Here is a 17,894-nt window from a genome sequence, read left to right on the forward strand (position 1 = left end):
TGCCTCCCGAGGGGCTGGACGGTGCCGCGCCCCGGCGGCCGTCCGGCCCCTTCGGCGTCCGCCCGTACGAAGCGGCGCCCCTACCCGGTCTGCGCCCGCCACCTCACGTACTGCTCGTACGCGTCCCCCGTGTACGACCACGGCACCCGCGCCGCGCGTCCCTCCAGCAGGGCGAACACCTCTCGTGCGATGTCCGGCAGGCCGGCGTGGCAGGCCGCGTGGACCAGGTGGTTGAGCTCGCCGACCTCCTCCGGGCGCACCGGGCCCGGCGGCCGGCCGCCCAGCCACCGCTCCCTCGTCCGGCGTACCTCCGTCACCGCCAGCTCGTGGTGCCAGTGCTGGTCGAAGCCGCGCACCGGCCGGCCCTGTGCGGCGGCGGCGACGTACCGGTACTCCTCCACGCGCGCGATCTGCACCAGCACCGGCAGCGGCGATCCCTCGGGCGCCGCTCCCGCCGCGTCGCGGGCGAAGTCGTACATCCGGCCGTGTGTGCCGTGCCAGCGCGCCGAGTGGTAGCGCAGCAGTTGCACATGGCCCTCGATGTTGTACGGGTCGCGGCGCCGCAGCTCCTCCCACCACTCGCGCAGCTCGGCCCGGCCGACCCCGTCGCCGTACAGCCGCGCCACCGTCAGCAGCGACACCCACGGCATCGGGTCGGCGGGCCGTGCGTCGGCGGCGCTCAGGCAGGCCATGACGGCGACGTCGATGCGGGTGCGGTCGACCTCGGTGCCGCGTCCGGCGTCGATGGCCTGGTTGAAGACCCGTACGACCTCGGTGGCGGCCCGCAGTACGGCCGCGTCGGGGCTGTCCGGTTCGGCGGCCCGCCACGCCTCCACCACCGAGCTGCTCGCGGCGGCGTACGAGAGCAGCCGCAGCCGGTGGGTGCGCAGCGGCCAGTCGTCGCCGGTGGCGCGGAGCAGGTCACGCACGCCCTGCCAGCGGCCGATGACGATGTCCTGCCGGGCGGCGGTCAGCGGCCGGTCGCCGAAGTCCGGGTCGAAGTCGGGGGCCGGACCGGAACCGGAAGAGAAGCGGCGGCGGAGTGCGGCCATCGGAACACCTCCTGCGCAGAAGAAGAACGGTCGGTCAGTGATCGGTACGGCGCGCGGGCCGCCGGCGCTCAGAAGTCGGTCGGCAGGCCCGCGTCGGCGTAATCCCCGCGTTCGGTGCCCGAGTTGACGTGCACCGCCTCGATCTCGATGGCCCGGGTGGCGTCGAGCCGCGCCGGGCTGTAGTACGCGCTGCCCTGCCGCCAGTACCAGAGCATCGGGATCACACCGGCGGCCAGACCGCCGAGGCCGATCGCGACGGCCGCCGCGCTGAGTTCGGTCAGCGAGGCGGCGAAGACGCAGAACATGAACACCGCGCCGAGGAACGGCCAGGCGCCGCCCAGGACGAAGTCCTTGGGGGAGGTGAGCAGCGTCTTGCGGTACGCGACGACGGCGGCGAGCCCGGCGAGCCCGTAGTACAGCGTCGTCTGGAGGCCGATCGCCGCGAGCGCGTCCGACATGATCTCCTCGGTCGAGCCCAGCGCGTTCGAGGCGACGAAGAGGACGAGCGCGACCGTGCCGACGACCGCGACGGCGACCCACGGGGTGTTCCAGCGGCGGTGCACGAGGCCGAGCGCGGACGGCATCGTACGGTCGCGGCCCATCGCGAAGAGCGAGCGCGTGACCTGGATCAGGGTGGTTTCGAGGGTGGCGATGGTGGAGAGCACCACGGCCAGGACCATGAGCTTGCCGCCGACGCCCGGCCAGATCGCGTCACCGAGGACGGCGAGGACATTGGTGTCGTGCGCCGAGATCTGTTCGGTCGTCAGGATGACGTTGACGGCGATCGTGAAGACGACGAACAGCAGGAAGACGACACCCACGCCGACGAGTGAGGCGAGCCCGGCCGTGCGCCGGCTGTCGCGGGTCTCCTCGCTGAGGTTGCTGGTGACGTCCCAGCCCCAGTAGTAGAAGGCGGCGATCAGGGTGCCGGCGGCGAAGCCGGTGAAGCCGTCGAAGTGGCCGAAGCCGAGCCAGGACCACTCGAAGGCGGTCGCCGCCCCCCGGTGGAACAGTGCGCCGACCGCGAAGAGCACGAGGATCACGAGCTCGACACCGGAGACCAGCAGCTGGGCGCGGGCCGACAGACGCGCTCCGCCGAGTACGACGGCCAGCATCAGCAGGAACCATCCGGCGCCGGCGGCGGTGGCGAGCGCGGTGTTCGACGCCAGGGCCGGGTCGAACAGCGAGAGGGTCATCTGACCCGCGGGAAGCGACCCGGCGACCATGAAGATGGTGGCGGCGACGACCAGCGCCCAGCCGCTGATGAAACCGAGGAACGGGTGCAGGGTGCGGCCGACCCAGGAGTAGGTGGCGCCCGCGTTCACGTCGATCCGGCCGAGCCGGCCGAAGGCCAGGACGATGCCGAGCATGGGTATCGCGCAGTAGAGCAGCGCGGCCGGACTGGCGAGGCCGACAGCGCCGACGAGGACGGCGGTGGTGGCGGCGAGGGAGTAGGCGGGGGCGCTGCCCGCGACGGCCATCACGATCGTCTCGAAGGTGCCGAGGGCGTTGGGCTGGAGCCCCCTGCCGGTGTTGTGGCTCATGCTGTTCTCAACTGCTTCCGGAAGTGCGCCGGAGCCAAGAGGAATCCCCCGTTCCCCTTGTCTGGCACGACATGTGGCGACAAGTCAGAGATGTGGTCCGGGTCCGGAGGTGTCCCCTCCGGACGGGAGATCGTGCGCATAGTAGTGCGGTCGGAGGGCAGGGCGCGCACGGAGCGATCGACGGTCGTACCCTCGGTGGCATGGCTTCGGACGACGTGACGCACGGCACTGGCACCGGGACCGTACGGATCGACGTCTGGATCTGGTCCGTACGGCTCACGAAGACCCGCGCCCAGGCGGCCGCGGCCTGCAAGGCGGGCCATGTGCGGGTGGGCGGCGAGCGGGTGAAGCCGGCGCACGCGCTGAAGGCGGGGGACGAGGTGCGGCTGTTCCACGCGGGGCGCGAGCGGGTCGTCGTCGTCTCGCGGATCATCCGCAAGCGGGTGGGGGCCCCGGCCGCGGCCGAGTGCTACGTCGACAACAGCCCGCCGCCTCCGCCGCGCGAGTTCGTCGCACCGGTCGCGGTGCGGGACCGGGGGGCGGGGCGGCCGACGAAGCGTGACCGGCGCGAGATGGAGCGCCTGCAGGGACCGCCGAAGCCGACGGCCGGCTGACCGTTCCTGCTGGCAGAGTGGGGCGCATGTCGTCGACTTCTCCACGCCGCCCGTGCCCCGTCTGTGGCCGTGAGGTCGCCGTGGTCGCGGGCCGCTTCGTCCGCCACGATCCCGCTGTGCGGGTCACCTCCGCGGAACTGACGCTGTGCGGCGGCTCGAAGCGGAGCGCGCCGCAGGCCGCCCCTGGCCAGCGGACGCTGGACGGCTACGAGCTGCCGCCGTTCCCGGGGCAGTTGCCGCTGTTCTAGGGGGCGGGGGCCTTCGGGTGCGTGATCCCCGCGGGGGGCTTCGGGTGCGGGCCTTGCTGCGGGGGGGCGTGGGCTTCCGTGGCTTCGGGGTCGGTGCCGCGCCGGGGCGTCTCCTCCGGCCACCGCGAGAAGCGCCCCGCCGTCACACCCGGCCCGCCGGGTCAACCGTGCCGGCGTTCGAGGGCGAGCCAGGCGCGAAGCCCGCACTCGTGGCTCACCGCCCCGCCTTCTTGGCTGATCATCAGCCCGTCCCGGCGTTCGAGGGGCGGGGTCCGGGACAGAGCCCCGGTTCAGGAAGGGGCGGGGTGGGGAAAGCCCCGCGCAGCGGGCGCCGTGGCGGGTGCCGACCCGCCGTCCACAGCCTGTGGACAAGTTTCAGCTCTTGTAGTTCTCCACCTCGGACGCCGGCCGCACCCGCGCCTTCCCCGGGTCCTCGCCGAACTCCGACTTCGCCCGGCGCTGGCGCAGCAGGTCCCAGCACTGGTCGAGCTGGATCTCCACGGACCTGAGCCGCGCCCGCTCCGCGTTGTCGAGTCCCAGCTTGCGGGTGGAGCGCTCGCGCAGTTCGCGTTCCTCGCCGACCAGACCGGTGATGTTGTCGAGAATCTCCTGGTTGGCGTCTTCCGTGTCGGCCATGGCGACTCGCCTCCGTCGGTCGGTGGCCCTCCACCCACCCCAGCACACCTCCCCCGCCGCCGCAGCTCAGGCCGCGAGGTACCGCCGCAGCGCCGCGTTGAAGGCGTCGGGCCGCTCCAGGTTCGGAAGGTGCGCCGCCCCCTCGACGACCGCCAGCGCCGAGCCGGGGATCGCGGCGTGCATCGCCTCCGCGTCGGCGACGGGCGTGAACGCGTCGTCCCGCCCCACCACGACCAGCGTCGGCACCCGCACGCGCGTCAGCAGCTCGCGGTAGTCGGGCCGCTGCGCCCGCCCGCGCAGGGCCGCCGCCGCGCCCGACGCGGGTGCAGCGGCCATCATGCGGTGCACCAGGGCGGACACCTCGGTGTTGTACGGAGCGACCATCTTGTCCCGCACCTCGTCGGCGTACCCCCGCAGGCCCTCCGCGAGGAGCCGGTCGGCGAGGGCGTTGCGCGACCGCACCCCGTCCGGCGTCTCGGCGGCGGGGAAGGTGTCGGCCAGGAGCAGGCCGGTGACGCGCTCGGGAAAGAGGCGGTAGCACTCCATCACGATCTGGCCGCCCATCGAGAGCCCGCCGAACACCGCGCGCTCGACGCCGAGGTGGTCGAGCAGACCCGCGAGGTCCTCGGCGAAGACGGACAGCGAGGTGACACCGGGGACGACCTCGCTCTGGCCGTAACCGCGCAGGTCGGGGGCGATCACCCGGTGGGTGGGGGCGAAGGCGCCGATCTGCGGGGCCCACATCGTGCGGTCGAAGGGGTGTCCGTGGACGAGGACGAGCGGCGGGCCGGTGCCCTCGTCGGTGTAGCGGACGGTGATGCCGTTGACGTCTGCAGCGCGCGTTGCGGGTGCCATGTCCAGGACGCTAGGCGCGCCCAACTCCTCGGTGCAATAGGATCCTTGCTCTCGGTGCAATACCGGACGCCGAGTTCAGGGAGAGGCCGACATGGCGAGGGACTACCGGCAGGTGGCCGATCACATCGCCGCCGAGATCGCCGCGGGCCGCCTGCGCCCCGGCGACCGGCTGCCCACCCAGCGCGCCTTCGCCCGCCGGCACGGCATCGCCAACTCCACCGCGATCAGGGTGTACGGCGAACTGGTGCGGCGGGGCCTGGCGGTGGGCGAGGTCGGGCGCGGCACGTTCGTCCGGGCCGCGCCTCCGTCGCCCGGCCACGCGCTCGCGGAGGAGCCGGCGGCATCGGGCGGCCCCGCGATCAACCTGCAGCTCAACTACCCCGTGGCGGCGGGCCAGTCGGAGCTCATGGCCCGGTCTCTCGCCGGCCTGCTGCGCCCCGACGTACTCGAAGCGGCCACCCGCCCGGCCGCCGCCGACGGCACCCCGGCGGCGCGCGAGGCGGCCGTGTCGCTGCTGGCGAGGGGCGGCTGGCGACCGGAGCGGGAGCAGGTGCTCTTCGCGGGCAACGGCCGCCAGGCGATCGCCGCGGCCATCGCCGCGTTCGTACGCCCCGGGGGCAGGCTCGGCGTCGAGGCGCTCACGTACCCGCTGGTCAAGGCGGTCGCGGAACGGCTCGGGGTGACGCTGGTGGCGATCGCGGCGGACGACGACGGCCTGTGCCCCGACGCGCTGGCCGCAGCGCACCGCGGCGCGCCGCTCGGCGCGGTGTACGTCCAGCCGACGCTGCACAACCCGACAGCGGTGACGATGAGCGAGGAGCGCAGGGAGCGGCTGGCCGAGGTGTGCGCGCGGTCGGGCATCGGGGTGGTGGAGGACACCACGTGGGCCTTCCTCGCCCCCGAGGCCCCGGCCCCGCTCGCGGCCCACGCGCCCGCCCGCACGGTCCTCGTCGACAGCCTGTCCAAGCGCCTCGCACCCGGCCTGACGACCGGCTTCCTGGTCGCTCCCGGGGCCCACCGGGACCCGCTGGCCGACGCCCTGCGCTCGGGCGCCTGGACCGCCGGCCGCTTCAACCTGGAGGCCGCGACCCGGTGGATCACGGACGGCACGGTGGCCGCCGTCGCCGCCGCCAAGCGCCAGGACACGGCGGCCCGCCACCGTCTCGTCCGCAGCCGGCTCGACGGGTTCCGGGTCCGCACGGACCCGCGTGCGTACTTCTGCTGGTGGGAGCTGCCCGCGCCCTGGCGTACGGACACCTTCGTCGCGGCGGCGGCGGCGCGCGGTGTCGCGCTCACCCCCGGCCGGGCCTTCGCCGTACCGCCGCTCACCGCGCCGGACGCGGTGCGGATCGGCCTGGCGTCACCGCCGTACGAGGTCCTGTCGTACGCGCTGGAGACGCTCGCGCGGGTGGCGCGGGAGGGCCCGCCGCGCGGCGCGTAGATCCACTTGCCGACCACCGCGCGCGGGTGTGCCCTGGTAGCGAGGGTGGGGTGTGCGTGCGCGTGCGCGTGCGCACTGCGGAAGGAGTCTCGCGATGGCTGGACACGCGGCGACACCCGGCCGGGCACCCCGGCCGGCCGAGCCATCAGGACCGGGAAGACAGGCAGGGCGGGCCGGGCCGCGCCATGCCGGAGCCGTACGACGCCGCCAGGTGATCGTGCCCGTCGTGCTGGGCCTGGTGTACGGCTACTACGCGGCTTTCCTCGCCCGTGACGCCGGCGCCGTGACCGGCTTGAACTTCGGTTTCGGCATGCTGTGCGCCGCCATCGTGGCGGGCCTGTGCTTCCTCCTGGGGCGCACGCAGCGCGCGATGATCCCGCTGGTGCGCGCCGCCGCGTACGGAGCGCTCACCGGCGTGGCCGTGGGCTTCCTGCACAGCCTGGCCGACAACACCGTTCTCGACGCCACGATCATCGGGCTGGCGGTCGGGGCCGGGATGGCGGCCGCCACCTTCTACATCTTCTACACGCGGGAATGAGGCCGCGCTGAAGCCGTAGGACCAAAGAACGATTACTTCCGGCCCTCCGGGCGGTCAACACTGGGAAAGACGTTCCGACGACCCCTCGGAGGGGCGGAAGACATGAGTGGACACCCCGGCCCGGAGCTCGCCATCGAGACGGCGGGCCTGGTCAAAGTGTTCGGAGACAACCGGGCCGTCGACGGCGTCGACCTCTCGGTGCCCGCCGGCACCGTGTACGGCGTCCTCGGGCCCAACGGCGCCGGCAAGACCACCGCCGTGAAGATGCTCGCGACCCTGCTGCGCCCCGACGGCGGCGCGGCGCACGTCTTCGGCAAGGACGTGGTGCGGGAAGCCGACGCGGTACGCGGCCGGGTCAGTCTCACCGGGCAGTACGCGTCGGTCGACGAGGACCTGACCGGTACGGAGAACCTGGTGCTCCTCGGGCGGCTGCTCGGCCACTCCAAGGCGGCCGCGCGCACCAGGTCGGCCCAGCTGCTGGAGGCGTTCGGGCTCGCGGAGGCGGCCGAGCGGCAGATCAAGAACTACTCGGGCGGCATGCGGCGCCGTATCGACATCGCCGCGAGCATCCTCAACACCCCCGACCTGCTGTTCCTCGACGAGCCGACGACGGGTCTCGACCCGCGCAGCCGCAACCAGGTGTGGGACATCGTGCGGGCGGTGGTGGCGCAGGGGACGACCGTGCTGCTGACCACGCAGTACCTGGACGAGGCCGACCACCTGGCGTCGCGCATCGCCGTGATCGACCACGGCAAGGTCATCGCCGAGGGCACGAAGGGCGAGCTCAAGGCGTCGGTCGGCTCCGGCTCCGTGCATCTGCGGCTGCGGGACCCGGCGCAGCGACCGGAGGCCGAGCGGGTGCTGCGCGGTGCGCTGAACGTCGCCGTACAGCTGGACCAGGACCCCGTCGCCCTGACGGCGACGGTCAACGGACACGCGAGCGACCTCGGAGCGGCGGAACAGGCGGCGCGGGCGCTGTCCGCGCTCGCCGCCTCGGGCATCACCGTCGACAACTTCGCGCTGGGGCAGCCGAGCCTGGACGAGGTCTTCCTCGCGCTGACCGACCGGAACGCGCGGAGCGCCCCGGGCGACGGGGCACCGCACAACGCATCCACGACAGGAGTGCCGGCATGAGCACCGTCGCGACCAAGGACAAGGGCCCGGGCCCCGACGAACTCACTTTCGAAGCTCCGAAGGCGGAGGAGCTGGCCGCACTGCTCGTGAGCAAGGACCGGCCGCCGCGCCCCGGCGCGCTGTCGGCGTCGCTGACGTTCGGCTGGCGGGCCATGCTCAAGATCAAGCATGTGCCGGAGCAGCTCTTCGACGTGACGGCCTTCCCGATCATGATGGTGCTGATGTACGCGTACCTCTTCGGCGGGGCGCTGGCCGGGTCGGTCTCGGAGTACATCCAGTTCCTGCTGCCCGGCATCCTGACCATGAGCATCGTCATGATCACGATGTACACGGGCGTGGCCGTCAACACCGACATCGCCAAGGGCGTCTTCGACCGCTTCCGCACGCTGCCGATCTGGCGTCCGGCGCCGATGGTCGGCTACCTGCTCGGCGACGTGATCCGCTACCTGATCGCGTCCGCCGTGATGCTGGCCGTCGGCATGGCCATCGGGTACCGCCCGCACGGCGGCGTGCTCGGCGTGCTCGCCGGGGTGGCGCTGCTGATGGTCTTCTCGTTCGCGTTCTCGTGGATCTGGACGATGTTCGGCCTGCTGCTGCGCACCGAGAAGTCGGTGATGGGCGTCAGCATGATGGTGATCTTCCCGCTGACGTTCCTCAGCAACGTCTTCGTCGACCCGAGGACGATGCCGGGCTGGCTGCAGGCGTTCGTGAACAACAGCCCGGTGACGCACGTGGCGACGGCGGTGCGCGAACTGATGGCGGGCAACTGGCCGGCCGCCGACATCGCCTGGTCGCTCGGCTGGTCGGCGGTCCTGCTGGCCGCCTTCGGCACGGTGACGATGCGGCTCTACAACCGCAAGTGACCTACGGCCGCGCGTGACCCCCCGGCGCGTACGGGACCACGACGATCTGGTGCGGGTGCACGCAGAACCCGCACCGGATGCGTGGCCGGTACGCGCCGGCACTCCGTCCCGTGGCAGCCAGGACCTCCGGACGGCCGGCCCCGGCTCAGCGATCACGGCCACGTGCGATCGAGGCCGTCGGACCGCACCGCGCAGGCAGCCGGGCCGCCTCGCGCAACCGCCAGCCCGTGGATGATCCACTCCTCGTCCGGGACGTCCTGCGCGTCGGCGGGGAACACCTGACCGATCCGGTGGACGCGCCACCCGAGCGCCCTGAGTTCTTCGGCGAGACGCCGACCCGGATTCCGGTCGAGGAAGAACTCGGGCGGCAAAACGCACCACGGCCCGGAACAGCGCGTCCACCTGCTCCGGCTCCATCTCGCCCCTCAGCCAGCTGTCCAGCGTGGACTGCGGAATCTGCAGGTACGACGACGTCTCCGTAGGCGTCAGGAGCCCGTCCGTGAACCTGTCGATCACGACCGTCTCCCTTCCGCCGACCCCGTTGCCCAAATCCTTCCCCATCGGCCTGCACGAAGGACCTCAGTTCGCGCCCAGCGCGGTGTCCGGAGCGAGGGGCGGGTACTTCGCGATGTGGGTCTTCCAGGCCGCTTCCTGGCGGCAGTGGCCGCACTGCGTCTCGTCGCCCACGGGGCGGAAGACGTGCTCGGAGCCCGGCCCCTCGCAGGTGATGAGTGGCTTCGGCAGACGGTCCGTGCGCGGTGGGCTGTCGGGTGTCCGGGGTACGAGGGCCCGTTGCGGAGGCATCTTCACCGTCAGGCGGTGGCGCAGGAACCCGACGGCGGAACGGACCCCGTTCGGCGGCAGCGTGCTGGTCAGCGCGTACCGCAGGTCAGCGGGGCTGATACCTCTGCGCAACCAGTCGGCCGCGATGGCGGACAGCGTACGGGCCTCACTCACCCCCAGGTGCAGTTCGCGGCGCGACTGCCGCAAGGACAGCAACACGTCCTCGGCGACAGCCTGTTCCGGGTCGTCCGGGCCGTCCGGGCCGTCCGGGTCGTCCGGGGGGTCGGGGGGTGGGTTGGGGGTGTTCTTCTCCTCGTTCTTATCCACCGGAGGGTAGTCACCGGCCACCTGAGGCTCCGGTTCACCGACCGTCCGCATGTGCGTACTCGGTACGTCGCCGTCCCGGACGGCCGCCGCCTCCTCGGTGGTGAGGTGGACGTTGGCGAGGAGCTGGTCCGTCACCCACCGGCCGCGCTCGTTCTGGTGCCGCCACTCGTGCAAGTACCCGCAGGCGGTGAGGGATTGCTTGACCTTCTGGTACGCCCGGCCCTTGATCCCCAGCCGCTCCGCGTGCGCGCTCAGCGGCCGCTCGGTCGATCCCTCGGGGAGTCCCTGTACGTACAGAAGCAAGATCTTCGCGTCGCTGTTCAGACGCGGATGCTGCACGACGTCGTGCGAAGCCTTGGTGTAGCGCCGAAGGGGCGCGATAACATGCCGAAGCATCCTCGGGACTCCTTGGTTCGTCCTCGAAGGTGAAGGTCCTCGGATTGGTGTTCGCAGCACCACCGGGGACCGCCCCGCGTCCGGACGGACACGAAGCGTGATGACGCGGTCACCGTACCGCACTACGCCCAACTCCCGCATATGCCCAGGGAAATGGCCCCGTCAGGTGACGGAGCCTTCGGTCGGCGTACTCACCACGGCTGAGTACGTGCGCCCTGCCCGGCCACCCGGTGGGACGGAATGCTGTGGCCATGCGACAACGACTGCCGGAACCCGCTGCCCACCTCTTGGCCGCCCTTGCGCCCGCCGTACTGGCGATGGCGGCGTGGGCCGCCTGGCTGGGCTGGGATCAACACCGCGATGTGCATCCCGACGGGACGACGACCGGACCGTACGAGGCGTGGCAGGTGATCGGACTGGTGCTGACGCTGCTCGCGCCGGTGTACTGGGCGGCGTCCCGGCACCACTTCGCCGCGGCCATGCTCGGCGTCCCGCTCGGCCTGACCGCCGCGGCCTTCTACGACTGGTCGGACGACTCCAGCGGCCTCTTCGTAGTCGGTGCAGGGCTGGTCATGGTGGGGAGCCTCGCCGCGACCGCCGCCTTCGCGGCCGTCGTCGACGCCGTGACGCGACGCCGACGACAGTCCGGCGCGACGCCGAATGGAGCGTGACGGCCTTCAGGACCACGGCCGGGTCCCGGCCTGGCCGTCACGTGAACCGGTCAGCCGGTCCGCAGCGCCGCCAGCTGCTGCGCGAACGGCACCACCGCTTCGTCGGCGGGCCGGCGGGTCCGCGCCCGCGACTCCATCAGCTCCGCCAGCTCACCGCCCGCCCGCTCGATCCGGCGCGGGAGGTCGTCCGTACGGGCGTCTCCCTCCGAGCCCCAGTCCTCCGAGGCGGCGTACACCGCCGTCGGCACGACCAGCGCCCGCAGGTAGGCGAAGAGCGGACGCATGGCGTGCTCCAGCGCCAGGGAGTGGCGGGCCGTGCCGCCGGTCGCGGCGATCAGGACCGGCTTGCCGACCAGGGCGGTGTTGTCGATCAGGTCGAAGAACGACTTGAACAGGCCGCTGTACGAGGCGGAGAACACGGGGGTGACGGCGATCAGGCCGTCCGCCTCCGTGACCGCCTCGATCGCGTCGGAGAGGACCGGGGCCGGGAAGCCCGTGACCAGGTGGTTCGCGATGGCGGTGGCCAGCTCGCGAACCTCGACGACCCGGATGTCGGCTCCGCTCAGGGAGTGCTGTGTCGCCTCCGCCAGCCGGTCCGCGAGGAGCCGGGTGGAGGAGGGCACGCTCAGGCCCGCCGAGACGACCACGAGCTTCATGCCGTCACCTCTTCCTGGTTGCCCTGGGCGAGCGCGGCGGCGACGCGCGCCGCGTGGGTGGGGCCGTCCGGCACCTGGGCCGGGCGGTTCTTGGCGAACTCCTCGCGAAGGACCGGGACGACTTCCTCGCCGAGCAGGTCGAGCTGTTCCAGCACGGTCTTGAGGGGGAGTCCGGCGTGGTCCATCAGGAAGAGCTGGCGCTGGTAGTCGCCGAAGCTCTCACGGAAGGTGAGGGTCTTCTCGATGACCTCCTGCGGCGAGCCGACGGTCAGGGGGGTCTGCTCCGTGAACTCCTCCAGGGACGGGCCGTGCCCGTACACCGGCGCGTTGTCGAAGTACGGACGGAACTCGCGCACCGCGTCCTGCGAGTTCTTCCGCATGAACACCTGCCCGCCGAGCCCGACGACCGCCTGGTCCGGGGTGCCGTGGCCGTAGTGGGCGTAGCGCTCGCGGTAGAGGTTGATCAGCCGGCGGAAGTGGTCCTTGGGCCAGAAGATGTTGTTGGCGAAGAAGCCGTCGCCGTAGTACGCCGCCTGCTCGGCGATCTCCGGGCTGCGGATGGAGCCGTGCCAGACGAACGGCGGCACGCCGTCCAGCGGGCGGGGGGTCGAGGTGAAGCCCTGGAGGGCCGTACGGAACTTGCCCTCCCAGTCCACGACGTCCTCGCGCCACAGCCGGTGCAGCAGGGCGTAGTTCTCGACGGCGAGCGGGATGCCCTGGCGGATGTCCTGGCCGAACCAGGGGTACACCGGTCCGGTGTTGCCGCGCCCCATCATCAGGTCCACCCGGCCGTCTGCCAGGTGCTGGAGCATCGCGTAGTCCTCGGCGATCTTCACCGGGTCGTTGGTGGTGATCAGCGTGGTGGACGTGGACAGGATGATCTTCTCGGTGCGGGCGGCGATCCAGCCGAGCATGGTGGTGGGCGAGGAGGGGACGAACGGCCGGTTGTGGTGCTCGCCGGTCGCGAAGACGTCGAGGCCGACCTCCTCGGCCTTGAGCGCGATGGCCGTCATGGCCTTGATGCGCTCGTGCTCCGTCGGCGTCCTGCCGGTGGTCGGGTCGGTCGTCACATCTCCGACGCTGAAGATCCCGAACTGCAACGCGCTCACCTCCGAGGCGGTCCTGCGGCTGTCGTTGAAGCTTTAACAACCACGCCAACGGTGCGATGCGCCGGGATATTCCACGCCGATGCGTACGGCTGCGACCGGCAGGCGCACCCGGCGGCCGGCGGCTCTCCCACCGGCCGCCGCTACTGCGGCACCCGCCGCCACTACAGCGGCGCGCTGTGCCACTTCCACTGGGCGACCCGGTCGCGGCCCGGCAGCTCGGCGCGGCCGGTGGCCCACAGCAGGACCGCCCACCGGTCTTCGTCGGCGGGGGCCTCGGGGAAGAGCCGGGCCAGGGCCCGGTCGCACAGGTCCGCCGGTGGCGTCCACGACCGGGACAGCCCTTGGGCGACGTCATGGGTGTGTACGAGCGTCTCCACGACGCCCATCGCGGCGAAGCCCTCCGGGTCGGAGATCCCGTACGCGTGGTGGCAGCGCAGGTCGGGGGAGGCCGCGCGAACCATCGCCGCCAGCAGAGCGCCGCTCGCCTCCAGCGTCCGGAGCAGTCCGCAGGGGCCGGCCTCGCGGGCTGCGAAGATCGCGCTCGCCGGGCCACCCGCGCGTGCGGAGGACACCCGGTAGGGCACCCCGCCGTCGAGCGACGGCTCGCGCGGGCCCATCCGGACCGCGTACGAGAAAAGGTCGTCGCTCATGTGCTCGACCGTCTCCCAGCAGGTCCAGTCCAGGGATCCGGCCGGGGTCGTCCAGTCGTCGGCCGGGAACGCGCCGAGCGCGTCGACCGCCAGGCGTACGGCGGTGGTCACGTCGTCCGCGGTGACGGGCAGCCGGGTCCCGCTCAGCGCCGCGCGCTCGGCGGCTCCGCACTCCACACAGAACTCGTTGCCCTCGGGATCGGCCATCGTCGCCCAGCCCCGCCCGTTGGGCCTGCGGTGGTCGGCGACCAGAGTGGCGCCGAGGGCGAGCAGCCGCTCGACCTCCTCGTCGCGGGTGCGGTCGTCCGGCATCAGATCGAGGTGGAGGCGGTTCTTGATGCTCTTGGCCTCGGGCACCGCGATGAAGAGCAGAGCAGCGCCACCGGGGGTCTCGACGAGCGCCTCGGGGTCACCGGGCTGGTCGTCGTCGGATACGGAGACGCCGAGAACGTCGGCCCAGAAGCCGGCGAGCTTGTAGGCGTCGGCGCAGTCGATGGTCACGTGATGTACGAGAGACGTCATGGTCCTCACTGTCCCTGCCGGGTGACGGCCGGGCCAGTGAGTTATGACAAGCGCCCGGGGCCCGGGTGCCGCCGACGGCGGCACCCGGGCCCCGGGAAGAACACCCCTCAGGCCCAGGTGATCAGGCGCTTCGGCTGTTCCAGGATCGCCGCCACGTCGGCCAGCACCCGGGAGCCGAGCTCGCCGTCGACCAGGCGGTGGTCGAAGGAGAGCGCGAGCGTGGTGACCTGGCGGGGCTTGACCTTGCCCTTGTGCACCCACGGCTGGAGCTTGATCGCCCCGACCGCGAGGATCGCGGACTCGCCCGGGTTGAGGATCGGCGTACCGGTGTCGACTCCGAAGACGCCGACGTTGGTGATGGTCACCGTGCCGCCCTGCATCGCCGCCGGCGACGTCCTGCCCTCGCGGGCCGTCGTCACCAGCTCGCCCAGCGCCTCCGCGAGCTGCGGCAGCGTCTTGGCCTGGGCGTCCTTGATGTTCGGGACGATCAGACCGCGCGGGGTGGCCGCCGCGATGCCCAGGTTCACGTACTCCTTGTGCACGATCTCCTGGTTCTCCTCGTCCCAGGACGCGTTGACGTCCGGGTTGCGCTTGATCGCGACCAGGAGCGCCTTGGCGATCAGGAGGAGCGGGTTCACGCGCAGGCCCGCCATGTCCTTGTCGGACTTCAGCTCTTCGACGAGCTTCATGGTGCGGGTGATGTCGAAGGTGATGAACTCCGTGACGTGCGGCGCGGTGAACGCGCTGTTCACCATGGCCGACGCGATCGCCTTCCGTACGCCCTTGACGGGGGTACGGGTCTCACGGGCCGCACCGCCGACGGCCTCGGCCGGTGCGGGCGCCAAGGCCTCCTCAAGCTCCGGGGCGGGCCGGGCGGCCACCGGCTGCGGGCTCACCGAGACCGCGGCCGCCGCGTGGACGTCCTCGCGGGTGATGATCCCGTCGGGGCCGGTCGGCGTGATCCCGGCCAGGTCGAGGCCCAGGTCCTTGGCGAGCTTGCGGACCGGCGGCTTGGCCAGCGGGCGCGATGCGGGCGCCTGCGTGGCGGCGGGTCCGTGGCCGTTGAGCTCGGTCTGCACGGCCGCCACCGCCGCCGCGGGAGCCGCCGTCCCCTTGCGGGCGCGGCGCTTGGTGGACGCCTCGGAGACGCCGTACCCGACGAGCACCGGCTGTCGGGCCGCGGGCTTGGCCTCCTCGGGCTCCGGGGCGGGCTCGGGCTCCGCCACCGGGACCTGCGCGGGGGCCTCGGGTGCGGCGACCGCCGTGCCCGGCGCCACGTCGACCGTGATGATCACCTGGCCGACGTCGACCGTCACGCCCTCGCCGAAGCGCAGCTCGTGCACCACGCCGTCGTACGGGATGGGCAGCTCGACGGCGGCCTTGGCCGTCTCGACCTCGCACACCACCTGGCCGTCGGTGACGGTGTCGCCCGGCTGGACGTACCACTTGAGGATCTCGGCCTCGGTCAGACCCTCGCCCACATCGGGCATCTTGAACTCGCGGAAGCGCGCCGTGTCGGCGGCGGGAGCGGATGTCTCAGTCATCGTCACGGCTCTCCTCAGTACGCAAGCGAGCGGTCGACGGCGTCGAGTACCCGGTCCAGTCCCGGCAGGTACTCCTCCTCCAGGCGCGCCGGCGGGTACGGCGCGTGGAAGCCGCCCACCCTCAGCACCGGCGCCTCCAGGTGGTAGAAGCACCGCTCCGTGATGCGAGCGGCGATCTCGGCGCCCGAGCCGTAGAAGACCGGGGCCTCGTGGACGACGACCAGGTGGCGGGTCTTCTCGACCGACGTCTGGATGGTGTCGAAGTCGATCGGGGACATCGACCGCAGGTCGACGACCTCGACGGACTTGCCCTCCTCGGCCGCCGCGGCGGCCGCCTCGACGCAGACCTTCACCATCGGGCCGTACGCCGCGAGCGTCAGGTCGGCGCCCTCACGCACGACCCGCGCCTTGTGGAGCGGGCCCGGGATGGCCTCGGTGTCGACCTCGCTCTTGTCCCAGTAGCGCCGCTTCGGCTCGAAGAAGATCACCGGGTCGTCGCTCTGGATGGCCTGCTGCATCATCCAGTAGGCGTCCGCGGAGTTGGACGGCGAGACGATCTTCAGACCGGCGACGTGCGCGAACAGCGCCTCCGGCGACTCGCTGTGGTGCTCGACGGCGCCGATGCCGCCGCCGTACGGAATACGGATGACGACCGGCATCTTGATCTTGCCGAGCGAGCGGGCGTGCATCTTCGCGAGCTGCGTGACGATCTGGTCGTACGCCGGGAAGACGAACCCGTCGAACTGGATCTCCACGACCGGGCGGTAGCCGCGCAGGGCTAGGCCGATCGCGGTGCCCACGATGCCGGACTCGGCGAGCGGGGTGTCGATGACCCGCTCCTCGCCGAAGTCCTTCTGCAGGCCGTCGGTGACGCGGAAGACGCCGCCGAGCTTGCCGACGTCCTCGCCCATGATCAGGACCTTGGGGTCGGTGTCGAGGGCGGTGCGCAGCGACTCGTTGATCGCCTTCGCGAGGGGGAGCTTCTGTACGGCCATGACTTACTTGCCCTCCTCGGCGAAGGACGCCTGGTACGCGGCGAACTGTGCCCGCTCCTCGTCGACCAGGGCGTGACCGTCCGCGTACACGTTCTCGAAGATCGCCATCTGATCGGGGTCGGGCATCGCCCGGACCGCCTCGCGGACCCGCTTGCCCAGCGACTCCGACTCCGCCTCCAGCTCCTCGAAGAAGGCGGCGTCGGCGAGGCCCTGCTTCTCCAGGTACGTGCGCAGGCGCAGGATCGGGTCCTTCGCCTCCCACGCCTCGCGCTCCTCGTCGGCCCGGTACTTCGTCGGGTCGTCGGAGGTGGTGTGCGCGCCCATGCGGTACGTGAAGGCCTCGACCAGCGTCGGCCCCTCGCCCCGGCGGGCGCGCTCCAGCGCGTCGCGGGTCACGGCCAGGCAGGCCAGGACGTCGTTGCCGTCGACCCGCACGCCCGGGAAACCGAAGCCCTGCGCGCGCTGGTAGAGCGGGACGCGGGTCTGGCGCTCGGTGGGCTCGGAGATCGCCCACTGGTTGTTCTGGCAGAAGAAGACGACCGGGGCGTTGTAGACCGCGGAGAAGGTGAACGATTCGGCGACATCGCCCTGGCTGGAGGCGCCGTCGCCGAAGTACGCGACGACCGCGGAGTCCGCGCCGTCCTTGGCGACACCCATCGCGTACCCGGTCGCGTGCAGCGTCTGCGAGCCGATCACGATCGTGTACAGATGGAAATTGTTGGTGTTGGGGTCCCAGCCACCGTGGTTCACGCCACGGAACATTCCCAGCAGATTGGTCGGGTCGACGCCCCGGCACCAGGCGACACCGTGCTCGCGGTACGTCGGGAAGACGTAGTCGTCGTCACGCAGAGCCCGTCCGGAGCCGATCTGGGCCGCCTCCTGGCCGAGCAGCGAGGCCCACAGGCCCAGCTCGCCCTGGCGCTGGAGCGCGGTGGCCTCGGCGTCGAAGCGACGGGTCAGGACCATGTCCCGGTACAGGCCGAGCAGTTCGTCCGGGGTGAGATCGATCGAGTAGTCCGGGTGCTCGATCCGCTCGCCCTCGGGGGTGAGCAGCTGTACGAGCTCCGGCTCGGATCGCTGGGGTTTCTTGGCGCTGACGCGCTTGGTGCTGCTGCGTCGCGGCTTACGCGCGGCAGTGCTCTCCACGGTCACGTGCGTGCTCCTCCGTCTGTCCGGCCCCCGGGGTCTGCCGGTGACCAGTGCGGCTCACCTGCCTGCGTCCTCGTGCACGGGGTGGGTGCGACTCGGCCGGAACAGGTGTGACAGGTGCCCCGGCGAAACGCCCTGCCAAAGGCACGTTACCCAGTGCTTCGCAT

At 71.9% G+C, this 17,894-nt stretch carries 19 protein-coding genes; 7 read left to right on the top strand and 12 right to left on the bottom strand.

Annotation, left to right across the window (positions count from 1 at the left end):
• Positions 1–80: 80 nt before the first annotated feature.
• The gene (locus IE185_RS22155; protein WP_138898019.1) at positions 81–1,052 is read right to left on the bottom strand and encodes a hypothetical protein; all 972 of its coding nucleotides are present in this window, start codon (positions 1,050–1,052) and stop codon (positions 81–83) included.
• 68 nt (positions 1,053–1,120) lie between these two features.
• Positions 1,121–2,596 carry an APC family permease gene (locus IE185_RS22160; RefSeq protein WP_138898020.1) on the bottom strand — a complete coding sequence of 492 codons (1,476 nt, stop codon included), beginning with the start codon at positions 2,594–2,596 and terminating at the stop codon, positions 1,121–1,123.
• A gap of 200 nt (positions 2,597–2,796) precedes the next feature.
• Between IE185_RS22160 and IE185_RS22165 the strand changes: the two genes are divergently transcribed.
• Together IE185_RS22165 and IE185_RS22170 are read left to right on the top strand one after the other, a co-directional pair.
• The gene (locus IE185_RS22165) at positions 2,797–3,210 is read left to right on the top strand and encodes an RNA-binding S4 domain-containing protein (protein WP_138907988.1); all 414 of its coding nucleotides are present in this window, start codon (positions 2,797–2,799) and stop codon (positions 3,208–3,210) included.
• A gap of 26 nt (positions 3,211–3,236) precedes the next feature.
• A complete protein-coding gene (locus IE185_RS22170; RefSeq protein WP_138899814.1) occupies positions 3,237–3,458 on the top strand; it encodes a hypothetical protein in 222 nt (73 codons plus the stop codon).
• Between the two features lie 375 nt (positions 3,459–3,833).
• Here the strand turns inward: IE185_RS22170 and IE185_RS22175 are convergent, their stop codons facing one another.
• Positions 3,834–4,094: a DUF2630 family protein gene (locus tag IE185_RS22175; protein ID WP_189715823.1), complete on the bottom strand. Its 261-nt coding sequence runs from the start codon at positions 4,092–4,094 to the stop codon at positions 3,834–3,836.
• Between the two features lie 66 nt (positions 4,095–4,160).
• Entirely contained in the window at positions 4,161–4,949 is a 789-nt protein-coding gene (locus IE185_RS22180) for an alpha/beta fold hydrolase (protein ID WP_138899478.1), read from the bottom strand.
• 91 nt (positions 4,950–5,040) lie between these two features.
• Here IE185_RS22180 and IE185_RS22185 point away from each other — a divergent pair, with 91 nt between their 5' ends.
• The 4 genes from IE185_RS22185 to IE185_RS22200 all read left to right on the top strand — a co-directional run bounded on the left by IE185_RS22185 (position 5,041) and on the right by IE185_RS22200 (position 8,925).
• Positions 5,041–6,390 carry an aminotransferase-like domain-containing protein gene (locus tag IE185_RS22185; RefSeq protein ID WP_138909428.1) on the top strand — a complete coding sequence of 450 codons (1,350 nt, stop codon included), beginning with the start codon at positions 5,041–5,043 and terminating at the stop codon, positions 6,388–6,390.
• Between the two features lie 211 nt (positions 6,391–6,601).
• Entirely contained in the window at positions 6,602–6,928 is a 327-nt protein-coding gene (locus IE185_RS22190) for a hypothetical protein (protein WP_138898645.1), read from the top strand.
• A 102-nt stretch (positions 6,929–7,030) separates the two neighbouring features.
• Positions 7,031–8,062 (top strand): ATP-binding cassette domain-containing protein, encoded by a 1,032-nt coding sequence (locus IE185_RS22195; protein WP_138898644.1) that lies wholly within the window; start codon positions 7,031–7,033, stop codon positions 8,060–8,062.
• Positions 8,059–8,925: an ABC transporter permease gene (locus IE185_RS22200; protein ID WP_138898643.1), complete on the top strand. Its 867-nt coding sequence runs from the start codon at positions 8,059–8,061 to the stop codon at positions 8,923–8,925. The genes IE185_RS22195 and IE185_RS22200 overlap by 4 nt, the downstream gene beginning before the upstream one ends.
• A gap of 152 nt (positions 8,926–9,077) precedes the next feature.
• On the opposite strand, the gene IE185_RS22205 is transcribed toward IE185_RS22200, so the two are convergent.
• Both IE185_RS22205 and IE185_RS22210 read right to left on the bottom strand, forming a co-directional pair.
• Entirely contained in the window at positions 9,078–9,296 is a 219-nt protein-coding gene (locus tag IE185_RS22205) for a PIN-like domain-containing protein (RefSeq protein ID WP_138898642.1), read from the bottom strand.
• A 208-nt stretch (positions 9,297–9,504) separates the two neighbouring features.
• Positions 9,505–10,431 carry a hypothetical protein gene (locus IE185_RS22210; protein ID WP_189715825.1) on the bottom strand — a complete coding sequence of 309 codons (927 nt, stop codon included), beginning with the start codon at positions 10,429–10,431 and terminating at the stop codon, positions 9,505–9,507.
• A gap of 251 nt (positions 10,432–10,682) precedes the next feature.
• On the opposite strand from IE185_RS22210, the gene IE185_RS22215 reads away from it, so the two are divergent.
• Positions 10,683–11,102, top strand: coding sequence for a hypothetical protein (locus IE185_RS22215; protein WP_138896192.1), 420 nt, complete (start codon positions 10,683–10,685; stop codon positions 11,100–11,102).
• A gap of 50 nt (positions 11,103–11,152) precedes the next feature.
• Here IE185_RS22215 and IE185_RS22220 read toward each other — a convergent pair whose 3' ends face one another.
• The 6 genes from IE185_RS22220 to pdhA all read right to left on the bottom strand — a co-directional run bounded on the left by IE185_RS22220 (position 11,153) and on the right by pdhA (position 17,730).
• Complete coding sequence (locus tag IE185_RS22220; RefSeq protein ID WP_138896191.1) at positions 11,153–11,758, bottom strand: FMN reductase; 606 nt, start codon at positions 11,756–11,758, stop codon at positions 11,153–11,155.
• The gene (locus tag IE185_RS22225; RefSeq protein WP_138896193.1) at positions 11,755–12,858 is read right to left on the bottom strand and encodes an LLM class flavin-dependent oxidoreductase; all 1,104 of its coding nucleotides are present in this window, start codon (positions 12,856–12,858) and stop codon (positions 11,755–11,757) included. The genes IE185_RS22220 and IE185_RS22225 overlap by 4 nt, the downstream gene beginning before the upstream one ends.
• Before the next feature lie 170 nt (positions 12,859–13,028).
• Positions 13,029–14,039 carry a VOC family protein gene (locus IE185_RS22230; RefSeq protein WP_138896190.1) on the bottom strand — a complete coding sequence of 337 codons (1,011 nt, stop codon included), beginning with the start codon at positions 14,037–14,039 and terminating at the stop codon, positions 13,029–13,031.
• Between the two features lie 107 nt (positions 14,040–14,146).
• Positions 14,147–15,583 (bottom strand): dihydrolipoamide acetyltransferase family protein, encoded by a 1,437-nt coding sequence (locus tag IE185_RS22235; RefSeq protein WP_138896189.1) that lies wholly within the window; start codon positions 15,581–15,583, stop codon positions 14,147–14,149.
• A gap of 14 nt (positions 15,584–15,597) precedes the next feature.
• Positions 15,598–16,578, bottom strand: coding sequence for an alpha-ketoacid dehydrogenase subunit beta (locus IE185_RS22240; protein WP_138896188.1), 981 nt, complete (start codon positions 16,576–16,578; stop codon positions 15,598–15,600).
• A 3-nt stretch (positions 16,579–16,581) separates the two neighbouring features.
• Entirely contained in the window at positions 16,582–17,730 is a 1,149-nt protein-coding gene (pdhA, locus tag IE185_RS22245) for a pyruvate dehydrogenase (acetyl-transferring) E1 component subunit alpha (protein WP_138896187.1), read from the bottom strand.
• Between the last annotated feature and the right edge of the window lie 164 nt (positions 17,731–17,894).

Source organism: Streptomyces chryseus, assembly GCF_014650755.1.
Lineage (GTDB): Bacteria > Actinomycetota > Actinomycetes > Streptomycetales > Streptomycetaceae > Streptomyces > Streptomyces chryseus.

What these genes read in the sequence shown, in the direction of transcription:
- IE185_RS22180 (WP_138899478.1), bottom strand. Translation starts at nt 4,949, where the DNA reads ATGGCACCCGCAACGCGCGCTGCAGACGTCAACGGCATCACCGTCCGC.
- IE185_RS22220 (WP_138896191.1), bottom strand. Translation starts at nt 11,758, where the DNA reads ATGAAGCTCGTGGTCGTCTCGGCGGGCCTGAGCGTGCCCTCCTCCACC.
- IE185_RS22235 (WP_138896189.1), bottom strand. Translation starts at nt 15,583, where the DNA reads ATGACTGAGACATCCGCTCCCGCCGCCGACACGGCGCGCTTCCGCGAG.
- IE185_RS22230 (WP_138896190.1), bottom strand. Translation starts at nt 14,039, where the DNA reads ATGACGTCTCTCGTACATCACGTGACCATCGACTGCGCCGACGCCTAC.
- IE185_RS22155 (WP_138898019.1), bottom strand. Translation starts at nt 1,052, where the DNA reads ATGGCCGCACTCCGCCGCCGCTTCTCTTCCGGTTCCGGTCCGGCCCCC.
- IE185_RS22240 (WP_138896188.1), bottom strand. Translation starts at nt 16,578, where the DNA reads ATGGCCGTACAGAAGCTCCCCCTCGCGAAGGCGATCAACGAGTCGCTG.
- IE185_RS22185 (WP_138909428.1), top strand. Translation starts at nt 5,041, where the DNA reads ATGGCGAGGGACTACCGGCAGGTGGCCGATCACATCGCCGCCGAGATC.
- IE185_RS22215 (WP_138896192.1), top strand. Translation starts at nt 10,683, where the DNA reads ATGCGACAACGACTGCCGGAACCCGCTGCCCACCTCTTGGCCGCCCTT.
- IE185_RS22175 (WP_189715823.1), bottom strand. Translation starts at nt 4,094, where the DNA reads ATGGCCGACACGGAAGACGCCAACCAGGAGATTCTCGACAACATCACC.
- IE185_RS22165 (WP_138907988.1), top strand. Translation starts at nt 2,797, where the DNA reads ATGGCTTCGGACGACGTGACGCACGGCACTGGCACCGGGACCGTACGG.
- IE185_RS22195 (WP_138898644.1), top strand. Translation starts at nt 7,031, where the DNA reads ATGAGTGGACACCCCGGCCCGGAGCTCGCCATCGAGACGGCGGGCCTG.
- IE185_RS22160 (WP_138898020.1), bottom strand. Translation starts at nt 2,596, where the DNA reads ATGAGCCACAACACCGGCAGGGGGCTCCAGCCCAACGCCCTCGGCACC.
- IE185_RS22200 (WP_138898643.1), top strand. Translation starts at nt 8,059, where the DNA reads ATGAGCACCGTCGCGACCAAGGACAAGGGCCCGGGCCCCGACGAACTC.
- IE185_RS22210 (WP_189715825.1), bottom strand. Translation starts at nt 10,431, where the DNA reads ATGCTTCGGCATGTTATCGCGCCCCTTCGGCGCTACACCAAGGCTTCG.
- IE185_RS22170 (WP_138899814.1), top strand. Translation starts at nt 3,237, where the DNA reads ATGTCGTCGACTTCTCCACGCCGCCCGTGCCCCGTCTGTGGCCGTGAG.